This window comes from Marinobacter sp., assembly GCF_033722195.1.
Taxonomy (GTDB): Bacteria; Pseudomonadota; Gammaproteobacteria; order Pseudomonadales; family Oleiphilaceae; genus Marinobacter.
Genome location: NZ_JAWVZL010000092.1, coordinates 1 through 11,858 on the forward strand (window position 1 = coordinate 1; position 11,858 = coordinate 11,858).

Below are 11,858 nucleotides of genomic sequence, written 5' to 3' on the forward strand. Positions count from 1 at the left end.
CCGATCATCGTGCATCCGGACGTGCGCCGCATGCTGCTGACCATGAAGGGCTATATCGAGGGCGGCCGGGCTTTCTCCACCTACGTGGCACGGTATCTGGACATCGCCAAGTACGCCGAGGACGAAGCCCGCCGCAAGCAGGCCGAGGGCATGGTGGCCCTGCTGACGCCGGTGGCCAAGGCCTTCCTCACCGACCGCGGTCTCGAGGCCTGTATCCTGGGCCAGCAGGTTTTCGGTGGTCACGGGTTCGTTCGTGAGTGGGGCCAGGAGCAGCTGGTGCGGGACTGCCGCATTACCCAGATCTACGAGGGTACCAATGGTATCCAGGCACTGGACCTGATGGGTCGCAAGGTCGTGGCCAATCAGGGCGCGCTTTACGAACTGTTCGCCGAGGACATGGCGGCGTTCATCGAGGAGAATGCCGGTAACCCGGCCCTGCGGCCCTACCTGGCGCCGCTGGCAGCGGCCCTGGAGCGGCTGTCGGACGTGACCGAACAGGTCATCGGCCAGGCGGCCCAGAATCCGGACGCCATCGGCGCCGCATCGGTGGAGTACCTGGACCTGTTCGGCCTCACCGCGCTGGGCTACATGTGGGTGAAGATCGTCAAGGCGTCCGCGGACAAGGTGGAAGGGGATACCTCCGGCTTCTACACCGGCAAGCTCAAGACCGCCCGGTTCTACTTCGACCGTCTGCTGCCCAAGACCGTGTCACTGGCGGAAAGCATCCGCAGCGGCAGCGACTCCATGATGGCCCTGACCGCCGACGAGTTCTGATCCCCGCGGCCGGCTGCCACCCGGTGGCCGGCCCACTTTCCCGTTCCTGCTCCGGCCTTTGCGCGCGGATAGACCAGGCCGACCAACACTAGAGATTCGCCAGGCTGCCCGGATCCGTGACAAAGGCGTTGCCCTGGCCCTGGAGGCCGGCGATGGCAAGGTCCCGGGCCAGCTCCTTTTCATCCGGCGGGTCGATCCGGTTCCATTCCACATAGGTGGACTTCAAACCCAGCCACGGCAGGCCGTAGCTCTGGACCATATAGGCGATGGTGCGGGCGATGTCGCCCTTGATCTGCTGCGGCGGTTCGATGAACTGGGTACTCTCCCGCATGCCGCAGTCTTTCTCGGAGGCGCTGTCGCCGAGCTCATCGTACTTGGCGTTGCGTCGCCACATTTCGATCCGGCTCTGAACCGGTACCAGGTTGTGCAGGTCGGCGGCGATACGCCGGTACTGGTCGAGCTTCTCACATTGGGTGGGGGTGCCGCATTTAAGGGCATTGCGGACGTGGCTCAAAGGGTAGATATGGCCTTCGGTCACGGTAAAGCCTTTTCGGGTGAAGGGTTGCTTGCAGAAAAAGGTTTCACCGCCGTTGGCCATAAGCTGGCCCCAGAACAGATCCCGGACCACCGTTTCGGGATCGGCAGCCGGGGTCTGGGCCGCTGGGGTGCCGCTCAGGCAGAGCAGCACCAGTGCAGTGGCAATACCTGATATTCGGGTCATGACGGTACTCAGAATCTGACGGTCTGTTCACGCTTTCCATCAGTATGGCACAGCCGGCTGGCCGGGTGCCGTCATCCTGGTATGAATTTGTCGCCTTGTGTAAGCCTCTATTTCAGCCGGTTGAGCAAGCGATCGTAGCCCCGCTTGAGGTCATCCCCAAGGGCTTTGGCGGATTTGCGGGTTTCCTGGCTGGTGTCCTCGGCGTCGCGGGCGATTTCCTCAAGCTTGCGGCGGAAGCGATCCCAGTACTCCTCCAGGTCGTCCCACTCGTCCTTGACGTCTTCCCGGGCCAGGTGGAGCTGCACCCGGGCTTCATCCCGGTACTGCTGGATGGTTTCTCTCAGGTTTTTCAGGTCGTCTTTCCAGCTCATGGTTGTCACCTCCTTTGCCGGCAACCGCTCGACTGGGGCCGCCAGCGCTCGAGTTTGCTGATTGAAACTCAAGATGCGCCCGACACCGGAAAGCTGTCAAGAGGGGGGCGCCGGTCAGCGCAGGGCCAGTTCGGTACTGAGGGTGCGCAGGTGAAACCAGGGGGAGTGCTCGCCAAACCCCTTGGCGGCGCGGTCGATATCACTGCAGCGGGTCAGGGCCAGGGTGAGCTGCCGGGGTGACAGCCGGCGGGCGGCCTGCTCCAGGACCCGGGCTCTCTGGGGCTGGCGGACGCCGTTGTTCTTCAGGAAGTTGGCGGCGACCTCCCGCTGCGCCAAGGCACGCTGCAGGGCAAGGGTCATGTTGATGTCACGGCTGAGCACGCTGAGCAGGCCCAGGGGGTTCTCGCCTTCCTGCTGCAACGCCCCCAGTATCCGGCAGGCGTGGGCGGCGCGGCCGGCAAGGATTTCGGTCACCAGCTCGAACGGGTTGAAGCGGGCGCTGTTCTGTACCGCCTGCTCCACGGTGTCCTCGTCGATGGTGCCGGTGGTGCTGAACAGGGCGAGCCGCTCGATCTCCTGACTGGCGGCCAGCAGGTTGCCTTCCAGGCGTTCACTGAGGATGGCCAGCGCGCCCCGGGTCAGGGTGAGGCCGCGGCTCTGGGCGCGCTGTTGGAGCCAGGCCGGGAATTTGTCGGTGTCCACCGGCCAGACGGTGACGTGAACACCGGCGCTCTGCAGCAGCTTGTACCACTTGCGGCGCAGTTCCGCCGGGTCCAGCTTGGCGCTGATGAGGATCAGCACGATGTCCTCGCCGGGGTCCGCCAGCACCTGTTCAATGACACCGCGGCCGTCACCGAGCTTGCCGGTGGGCAGGTGAATCTCGATGCGCCGTTTGTCGGCGAACAGGGACAGGGCGCTGAACTCCTCCGCCACACTGCCCCAGTCCAGCTGCCGGTCGGCGTGGAAGGTGACACGGTCCTGGAAGCCGGCCTCCCGCGCGGACTGGCGGATCTGGTCGCAGGCCTCCTGCACCAGCAGCGGCTCGTCCCCGGAGACCAGATAAACCGGGCTCAGGCTTTTCTTCAGGAGCTGGGGCAGCTGTGCCGGCTGGGCTTTCACTGCTGGCTTCCCGCTGGGGCACTGTCATCGTCCTGATGGGCTGCGCGCAGGGTCCGGATGCGTTCACTGTCCAGCGGCGCCAGGCGGAAGATCACCTGCTGGGCCAGGCGCTGGTAGAGGTCGGTACGGACCTCCTGCTCCTCGCGGCGCTTGGCCAGTACATTGGCTTCGTCGTAGCTGTAGGTGTCGCTGCTGGTCACCTGGGCGGCGGCAACCAGCGGCACCTGGTCGGCGCTGATCACGGACAGGGACACCGACTGGCGCAGATCGTATTCGGCGGCGGCCGCCTGCAGGGTGATGGCGCTGGCGCGGCGCTGCTCGCTGAAACGGTCGAGCCGCAGCAGGTAGGCGGCCTCGGCCGGCTCCACCAGCTTGATGTCGCCGAGGGCCAGCTGATCCCGGACGCTCTCACACAGCGCCAGCGGCACACTGTCGCTGCACTCTACCGCCAGCGGCTCAATGGCGTTCGGCACCGGGGCCTGGCCCCGGAGCTGGAAGCCGCAGCCGGCCAGCGCGAGGCTCATTGCCAGCAGCAGTGAGCGGATCGGGAGCGCGGCCGTAGCGGGCATATCAGTTGGCCACCACGTTGACCAGTTTGCCCGGCACCACGATGACCTTGCGCACGGTGCTGCCTTCGATGAAGCGCTTGACGTTCTCATCCTGCAGGGCCAGGGTTTCCAGCGCCGGCTTGTCGATATCCGCCGGTACATCCACACGGGAGCGGACCTTGCCGTTGACCTGGAGCACCACCTGGATGGTGCTGCGCACCAGCGCATGCTGGTCCACTTCCGGCCAGGGCGCGTCCACCACCGGCTCACGGTTGCCCAGGCTGAACCACAGGGTATGGCAGATGTGGGGCGCAATCGGCGACAGCATCAGCACCGCCGTGCGCAGGGCTTCGTGTTCCACCGCCCGGCTCTGGCCGTCGTTGCCCGGCAGGCGACCGACCTCGTTGAGCAGCTCCATCACCGCGGCAATGGCGGTGTTGAAGGTGAGGCGGCGGCTGATGTCGTCACTGACCTTGGCGATGGTCTCGTGAGTCTTGCGGCGTACGTCTTTCTGGGCGTCGTTCAGGGCGTCCGGATCCAGCGCCGGCGCCTCGCCGTGGCTGGTGTGCTCGCTGACCATGCGCCACAGTTTCTTGAGGAAGCGATGGGCGCCTTCGACGCCGCTGTCGGACCATTCCAGGGACTGCTCCGGCGGTGCCGCGAACATCATGAACAGGCGCACGGTATCGGCACCGAACTGGTCGATGATGGCCTGGGGGTCGATGCCGTTGTTCTTGGACTTGGACATCTTGGTGGTGCCGCCGGACTGTACCGGCTGACCGTCCTGCTTGTGGTAAGCGGCGATGGCCTGGCCCTTGTCATCCCGCTCGACACGGACATCGGCGGGGGAGATCCACTGCTTGCCGCCGTTGTCGTCTTCCCGGTAGTAGGTTTCCGCCAGCACCATGCCCTGGCACAGCAGCCGGTTGAAGGGCTCGGAACTGGTTACCAGACCCACATCCCGCAACAGCTTGTGGAAGAAGCGGGCATAAAGCAGGTGCAGGATGGCGTGTTCGATACCGCCGATGTACTGGTCCACAGGCAGCCAGTAGTTGGCCGCGGCCGGGTCCAGCATGCCCTTGTCGTAGTTGGGGCTGCAGAAACGGGCGTAGTACCAGGACGACTCCATGAAGGTGTCGAAGGTGTCGGTTTCCAGGGTGGCGGGCTGGCCGTCGAAGCTGGTCCTGGCCCAGTCCGGGTCCGCCTTGATGGGGGATTTCACCCCGTCCATCTCCACGTCCTCCGGCAGGGTCACCGGCAGCTGGTCCTCCGGCACCGGGCGCTCGGTGCCGTCGGCCAGGGTCATCATGGGAATGGGGGCACCCCAATAGCGCTGGCGTGAGACACCCCAGTCCCGCAGCCGGTAGTTCACCCTACGCCGGCCGATACCTTCCTGTTCCAGGAACTGGGCAATGGCGTCGAAGGCCTGCTCGCTGGTGAGGCCGGTGTACTTGCCGGAGGACACCAGCACGCCTTTTTCGGTGAAGGCCTTCTCGTAGGTATCGATCTCGCGGTTGTCCACCGGCGCGATCACCTGCTTGATGGGCAGCCGGTACTTGAGGGCGAACTCGTGGTCACGCTCGTCGTGGGCCGGCACCGCCATCAGGGCGCCGGTGCCGTATTCCATCAGCACGAAGTTGGCGACCCAGACCGGAACCAGTTCCTGGGTCAGCGGGTGGATGGCCTGGTAGCCGGTATCCACGCCTTTCTTCTCCATGGTGGCCATGTCGGCCTCGGCCACCTTGGCGTTGCGGCACTGGTCGATGAACTCGGCCACTTCCCGGCTGTGCTCGGCGGCGGCCCTGGCCAGCGGGTGTTCGGCGGCCACCGCCATGTAGCTGACCCCCATCAGAGTGTCGGGGCGGGTGGTGTAGACTGTGAGACCGTCTTCCCGACCCTGCAGGCCGAAGGTCAGCTCGGTGCCCTCGGACTTGCCGATCCAGTTGCGCTGCATGGTCTTGACCTGTTCCGGCCAGTCCTCCAGCTTGTCCAGGTCGGCCAGCAGCTCTTCGGCGTAATCGGTGATGCGGATGAACCACTGGGGAATCTTCTTCTGTTCCACCAGGGCACCGGAACGCCAGCCCCGGCCGTCCACCACCTGCTCGTTGGCCAGTACGGTCTGGTCCACCGGGTCCCAGTTGACGGTGGACATCTTCTTGTACACCAGGCCCTTTTCGTAAAGCTGGGTGAAGAACCACTGCTCCCAGCGGTAGTAGTCCGGCTTGCAGGTGGCCAGCTCGCGGCTCCAGTCGTAGCCGAAGCCCAGCTGCTTGAGCTGGTTCTTCATGTAATCGATATTGGCGTAGGTCCACTTGGCAGGCGCGGACTTGTTGGCTACCGCGGCGTTCTCTGCCGGCAGGCCGAAGGCGTCCCAGCCCATGGGCTGCATCACGTTCTTGCCCTGCATGCGCTGGTAGCGGGAAATCACGTCGCCGATGGTGTAGTTGCGGACGTGGCCCATGTGCAGCTTGCCGCTGGGGTAGGGGAACATGGACAGGCAGTAGTACTTGGGTTTGCCCGGGTCCTCGGTGACGCGGAAGGTCTGGTTGTCCTGCCAGAACTGTCGGGCTTCTTGCTCAACGTCGCGAGGGCTGTATTGCTCGTCCATTCCTGCCATTACTGAAGTTACCTGTGGTCGAAAAGAGTTGCCAAACGGCCCGACATTCTATCGTACCCGGCCCTCCACAGGTAGCCTGCAGGCCGGATCAACCTGTGCCAGACTGAAGGCGATGAGAGCGGAAGTTTCCCCTTCAGGAGAGTCACCAATGACAGAGTCCCGCAACGGATTTTCAGGCCAGGCGCTGAAGGTGTACAACCGGATGCTGGAACGGGTGGAGTCGCGGCTGAGGGAGGTGGAGCACACGTCCCTGGACGAGCTGCGCCGGGAGATCGACAACGCCGTCGAGTACGAGGTGGAGCTGGAGGAGATGACCCGGGATGAGATCGCCCTGCTGGCGGCCTACCTGCGGCGCGACCTCGAACACCTTATGAACTACTTCGGCGAGGACACGGAGGAGAGCCTGGCGGACTGGCTGCGTCTGGACCTGTCGCTGATCGAGCGCCAGCTGGCGGACATGTTGTTCAGCATCGCCGACAAGACCCTGGTGGAGAACCTGGAGCTGGACCAGAAAATCCACAACCCCGATGGCGGCCACTACATCAGCGGCGAGATCGCCACCGCCGGCGTGCTGCGCTGCCTGGCCTGCGGCCACATGCGCTGCCTGACCCGAACCAGCCACATCGAGCCCTGTGAGGCCTGCAATTCCCATTACTTCGAGCGGGTGACCGCGCGCTGGCCGCCGGAAAAGGGCGAGCCAAAGGCCCGGCCCGAGTCCTGATGGCGACTGTCAGTCCCTGGGGATTTCCCGTTCCCGCACGAACACGATCAGGATGGCGGCCAGGGTGAGGGCCGGCCAAGACCCTGACAGCATGTAGGGCGTCGCGCCGGAGGCGGTACGGACCTCACCCAGCATGGTGGCCCGGGTGAAGCGGGGAATGGCCTCGGTCATGCGGCCACGGTGGTCGATGATGGCGGTGATGCCGTTGTTGGTACCCCGCAGCATATAGCGTCCGGTTTCCAGGGCCCGCATGCGGGCAATCTGCAGGTGCTGTTCGGGGCCCAGCGAGTCGCCGAACCAGCCGTCGTTGCTGATGGTGATCAGCAGGTCCGTGCCGTTGGCATAGCGGGCCACGAAGTCCGGATAGGCCACCTCGTAGCAGATGAACGGCATGACCTGGTGGTTACCGGCCAGCAGCGGTGACTGGTTCTCGGGGCCGCGGGAGAAGTCCGACATGGGCAGGTCGAAGAAGCCAATCAGCCCGCGCAGCCATTGCTGCAGGGGTACATACTCGCCAAAGGGCACCAGCTTCTGCTTGTGGTAGATGCCCTCGCCGTCGCCGATGGCCATGATGCTGTTGCGGAAAGTGGCGTCATTGAGCTGCTCGCTGTAGCCGAACCAGGGAATGCCGGTGATCAGGGTGCTGTTGTCGCCCAGCTGCTCGCGGATGAACTCGATCACCGGCCCGGCCTGGTCCTGGGGCAGGGGAATAGCCGTTTCCGGCCAGAGGATCAGGTCCCGGTCCCAGTGCTCCTGGGTCAGCTCCAGGTAGATCTGGATCTGGTCCCGCAGGAAATCCGGGTCCCACTTGATGCGTTGGGGAATGTTGCCCTGCATGGCAGCAATCGTCATCGGCTCGTCCGCGAGCAGGGTCCAGTCGACCCGGTTCAGGGACGGCGCCGCAAACCAGGGCGCCAGCGCCAGCACCACCACCAGCACGGCGCTGATGCGCCGGCCCGCCTGCACCAGCCACCAGGCGCCAAGTGCCAGGGCTCCGGTCATCACGACCCAGAAGCTGACGCCGTACACGCCCACCAGCGGTGCCAGTCCCGCCAGCGGCCCGTCCACCTGGGCGGTGCCGAGGAACAACCAGGGAAAGCCGGTGAGCAGCCAGCTGCGGAGCCAGTCCCCCAGGATCCAGATTGCCGGGAACAACAGCAGCCGGCGCACACGGCTGGCCTTGGCCAGGTGGCCCCAGGCCCAGAACGCCAATCCGTGAAACAGCGCCAGGCCGGCCACGAAGATGACCGTGAGCAGCACGGCAATGACCGCGGAGGTGTTGCCGTGCTCGCTGATACTGATGTAGACCCAGGACACACCGGTGCCGAACAGCCCCACGCCGAATACCCAGCCGGCCCGGAACAGCCTGGCCGGGCTCAGGTCCAGGCACACCAGCAGGATCAGTACAACGGAAACCGGCGCCAGCCACCACCAGTGGAATGGCGAAAAGGTGAGGGTCTGCAGGCCACCGGCCAGCAGCAGAATCAGGGGGTCGAGCCAGCGCCGCAATCGGGGTGACAGGTCAGCTGGTGCCACGGGTCACCTGGAGCAGGCGGATAACCCGGTTGTCGGCATTGGCAATGGTGAATGTCAGGCCGCCGATTTCCACGGATTCGCCGCGGCGGGGCAGGTGCCCGAACTCCTTGAGCACGACGCCGCCGATGGTGTCGAACTCCTCTTCGTCCAGTTCGGTGTTGAAGAACTCGTTGAAATCCTCCACCGGCGTTACCGCCTTGACCGCGAAGCTGCCGTCGCCGCGACCCTTGATATTGGTCTCTTCGTCGAAATCGTGCTCATCCTCGATCTCGCCGACGATCTGCTCGAGGACGTCCTCGATGGTGATCAGGCCGGCGGTGCCACCGTACTCGTCCACCACAATGGCCATGTGGTTGCGGTTTTCCTTGAACTCCTTGAGCAGCTGGTTCAGTCGCTTGCTTTCCGGCACGAAGGTGGGTGGGCGCAGGATCTCGCGGATCTTGGTCCAGTTGAGCTCGTTGTCCAGGGCCAGCGGCAGCAGGTCCTTGGCCAGCAGGATGCCGATGACGTCATCCTGGCTGTCGCCGATCACCGGGAAACGGCTGTGGGCGTATTCGATGACGTCCTTGAGGAAGGTTTTGGGCTCGGAAGAGGCCTTGACGGTGATCATCTGGGAGCGGGGAATCATGATCTCATCGACCCGCATGTCGATCACCTGCATGGCGCCTTCGATGATGCTCATGGCGTCGGCATCGATGATGTTCTGGGTCTCGGCATCCCGCAGGATTTCCAGTACGTCCTCGACGGACTCCGGCTCGTTGGAAAAAGCCTGTGATATACGCTCCAGCCAGGACTTGCTGCCCTGACTGCGACTCGACTGATCGTCGCTCATGAGTCTTGTTCCGTTTCCTCTGATTCGTACGGATTGCTGAATCCCAGCTCTTTGAGCAGGGCGATTTCCAGCGTTTCCATAATGTCTGCTTCATCGTCTGTCAGGTGATCATAACCCTGCAAGTGCAGCATGCCATGAATCACCATGTGCGCCCAGTGGCCGGACAGGCTTTTACCCTGCTCATGGGCTTCATCACGCACCACGGGGGCACAGATCACCAGATCCCCGGCCAGCGGCACTGTTATACCCGGCGGCGCCTCGAATGGGAAGGAGAGCACGTTGGTGGGACCGGTTTTGTGACGGTAGAGGCCGTTGAGCTCGGCGCTCTCCTCCCGGTCCACAATACGCAGGGTAACCTCGGACGGCTCTTCCGCCTGCCAGGCCAGGTTGGCCCAGCGTTCGAACTCGGCGTCGGTGGGCAGGTCGGCGTCGTCCACCACCCGCTGGATGTCTACGGCAAGACCGCTCACTTGGCGCCTCCGGCATTCTCGTCAAAGGCATCGTAGGCTTCGACGATGCGCTGCACCAGCGGGTGACGCACCACGTCCTTGGCCTCGAATCGGGTGAAGCCGATACCGGAGACGTTGTTGAGGATGGCGGCGGCGTGGGCCAGCCCGGAGTTCTGGCCGCGGGGCAGGTCCACCTGGGTGGTGTCGCCGGTGATCACCGCGGTGGAGCCGAAGCCGATGCGGGTGAGGAACATCTTCATCTGCTCGCGGGTGGTGTTCTGGCTCTCGTCCAGGATGATGAACGAGTTGTTGAGGGTACGGCCGCGCATGAAGGCCAGCGGTGCAATCTCGATGACGCTTTTCTCGATCAGGCGGGTCACCTGGTCGAAGCCGAGCATTTCATAGAGAGCGTCGTACAGGGGGCGCAGGTAGGGGTCGACCTTCTGGGCCAGGTCGCCAGGCAGAAACCCCAGTTTCTCGCCGGCTTCCACCGCGGGTCGTACCAGCAGGATGCGCTTGACCTGTTCGTCCTTCAGGGCTTCGACGGCACAGGCGACCGCCAGCCAGGTCTTGCCGGTGCCGGCCGGGCCGATGCCAAAATTGAGATCGTGGGTGCGAATATTGTGCACGTACTTCTGCTGGTTCACACCCCGGGGCTTGGCCTGCAGCTTGGGGGTCTTGATCACGGTGAGGCTGCCGTCAAACGGCACTTCCTCGGGCAGGCGCTCGAAGCCGGATTCCCGGATGAACAGGTGCACGGTGTCCGGGGTGATGTCGTTGGTGGCTTCGGTTTCCCGGTACAAATGGCGGATGACTTCGGTGGCGGCGGCCACGTGCTCGGTCTCGCCTTCCACACGGAAATGGTGGCCGCGGCGGCCGATGCGCACGCCCATGCGGCGCTCAATGTGCTTGAGGTGCTCGTCGAACTGGCCGCAGAGGGTGGCCAGCCGTTGCTGGTCGGCAGGGTGCAGATCAAACTGTCTGGCGTCGTTGGTTTTCAAATAGTCTCCACTGATTTTCTGAGCATCAACTCAGGAGCAAGCTCACAGGTTTGGGTGCGTGGCCGCGGCCTTTCCGTCTATGTGCAGGCCCGCCGGAAAGAAAACAAGTAGGCTCGCACCGACTTGAGGGAGAGTGGCGGGTAACCCCTTCCAAAAATGTTGAAGGCCAGGGATGGCCTGAAACAAGCGCACATGGGTGAGGCCCGGCGTTTATGAAGCATCGCTTCATGCCGGGACGAACGCCAGCAATCTGCGATTGCTGGCCGGACCCCGTAGGGGTGCTCGTATTGGTTTTTGGGAGGAGGTCCCTCACCGCTCTCATGCTCGCTGCCTCAGGCAGCTCCCTGCAGGGCTCTAATATAACTTCGAATCAACCGGGACGCCCCGCAAAGAGTTAGGCTTCGCCTCCCTGATCTCCACATCGATAAAGTGACCCACCACCTCCGGATTCTCATGCCGGAAGTTGACGATCCGGTTGTTCTCGGTGCGTCCCGCGTACTCGCCGGGATCTTTCTTGGACAGTCCGGTCACCAGGATGCGCTGGGTGGTACCCACCATCTTGCGGCTGATGTCCTGGGCATGCTGGTTGATGCGCTGCTGCAGGATGGCCAGGCGCTGCTTTTTCACCTCCATCGGGGTGTCGTCCGGCAGGTCCGATGCCGGAGTGCCGGGGCGGGCGCTGTAGACGAAGCTGAAGGATACGTCGAAGCCGATGTCGTTGATCAGCTTCATGGTGTCCTCGAAATCCTTCTCGGTCTCACCGGGGAAACCGACGATGAAGTCGGAGGAGAAGCTGATGTCCGGGCGGATCTTGCGCAGGCGGCGCAACTTGGATTTGTACTCCAAGGCAGTATGGCCCCGCTTCATGGCGGCCAGGATACGGTCGGAACCGCTCTGGACCGGCAGGTGCAGGTGGCTCACCAGCTCCGGCACCTGGGCGTAGACGTCGATCAGCGCGTCCGAGAACTCCACCGGATGGGAGGTGGTGTAGCGGATGCGGTCGATGCCCTCACAGGCGGCGATATAGGTGATCAGCGTGGCCAGGTCGATGAAGTCGCCATCAAAGCTGAGCCCCCGGTAGGCGTTGACGTTCTGGCCCAGCAGGTTGATTTCGCGCACGCCCTGGTCGGCGAGCTGGACCGCCTCCGCGAGGATGTCGTCGAGGGGCC

Annotated in this window: 12 protein-coding genes; 2 read left to right on the forward strand and 10 right to left on the reverse strand. The window is 63.9% G+C overall.

Annotation, left to right across the window (positions count from 1 at the left end; all coding sequences use genetic code 11):
- A partial coding sequence (locus R3280_RS13555; RefSeq protein WP_318999146.1) for an acyl-CoA dehydrogenase C-terminal domain-containing protein occupies positions 1-774 on the forward strand: 774 nt, incomplete at its 5' end.
- An 88-nt stretch (positions 775-862) separates the two neighbouring features.
- Here R3280_RS13555 and R3280_RS13560 read toward each other — a convergent pair.
- From R3280_RS13560 to leuS, 5 genes are all read right to left on the reverse strand, one after another.
- Positions 863-1,495 carry an endonuclease gene (locus tag R3280_RS13560; protein ID WP_318999147.1) on the reverse strand — a complete coding sequence of 211 codons (633 nt, stop codon included), beginning with the start codon at positions 1,493-1,495 and terminating at the stop codon, positions 863-865.
- A 107-nt stretch (positions 1,496-1,602) separates the two neighbouring features.
- Positions 1,603-1,866, reverse strand: coding sequence for a hypothetical protein (locus R3280_RS13565; RefSeq protein ID WP_318999148.1), 264 nt, complete (start codon positions 1,864-1,866; stop codon positions 1,603-1,605).
- Positions 1,867-1,980: 114 nt separating this feature from the next.
- Entirely contained in the window at positions 1,981-2,985 is a 1,005-nt protein-coding gene (gene holA, locus R3280_RS13570; protein WP_318999149.1) for a DNA polymerase III subunit delta, read from the reverse strand.
- The gene (lptE, locus tag R3280_RS13575) at positions 2,982-3,554 is read right to left on the reverse strand and encodes an LPS assembly lipoprotein LptE (RefSeq protein ID WP_318999150.1); all 573 of its coding nucleotides are present in this window, start codon (positions 3,552-3,554) and stop codon (positions 2,982-2,984) included. The genes holA and lptE overlap by 4 nt, the downstream gene beginning before the upstream one ends.
- A 1-nt stretch (position 3,555) precedes the next feature.
- A complete protein-coding gene (leuS, locus tag R3280_RS13580) occupies positions 3,556-6,141 on the reverse strand; it encodes a leucine--tRNA ligase (protein ID WP_318999157.1) in 2,586 nt (861 codons plus the stop codon).
- Positions 6,142-6,298: 157 nt separating this feature from the next.
- Between leuS and R3280_RS13585 the strand changes: the two genes are divergently transcribed.
- Complete coding sequence (locus R3280_RS13585) at positions 6,299-6,871, forward strand: zinc ribbon-containing protein (protein ID WP_318999151.1); 573 nt, start codon at positions 6,299-6,301, stop codon at positions 6,869-6,871.
- Between the two features lie 9 nt (positions 6,872-6,880).
- Here the strand turns inward: R3280_RS13585 and lnt are convergent, their stop codons facing one another.
- The 5 genes from lnt to R3280_RS13610 all read right to left on the reverse strand — a co-directional run.
- Positions 6,881-8,407: an apolipoprotein N-acyltransferase gene (lnt, locus tag R3280_RS13590; protein WP_318999152.1), complete on the reverse strand. Its 1,527-nt coding sequence runs from the start codon at positions 8,405-8,407 to the stop codon at positions 6,881-6,883.
- Positions 8,394-9,239, reverse strand: a complete 846-nt coding sequence (locus R3280_RS13595) for an HlyC/CorC family transporter (RefSeq protein WP_318999153.1) — start codon at positions 9,237-9,239, stop codon at positions 8,394-8,396. The genes lnt and R3280_RS13595 overlap by 14 nt, the downstream gene beginning before the upstream one ends.
- Positions 9,236-9,709, reverse strand: a complete 474-nt coding sequence (gene ybeY, locus R3280_RS13600; RefSeq protein ID WP_318999154.1) for an rRNA maturation RNase YbeY — start codon at positions 9,707-9,709, stop codon at positions 9,236-9,238. Before ybeY ends, R3280_RS13595 begins: the two co-directional genes overlap by 4 nt.
- Positions 9,706-10,689, reverse strand: coding sequence for a PhoH family protein (locus tag R3280_RS13605; RefSeq protein WP_318999155.1), 984 nt, complete (start codon positions 10,687-10,689; stop codon positions 9,706-9,708). Before R3280_RS13605 ends, ybeY begins: the two co-directional genes overlap by 4 nt.
- Before the next feature lie 354 nt (positions 10,690-11,043).
- Positions 11,044-11,858: MiaB/RimO family radical SAM methylthiotransferase (locus tag R3280_RS13610; protein ID WP_318999156.1), on the reverse strand; the 815-nt coding region annotated here is incomplete at its 5' end.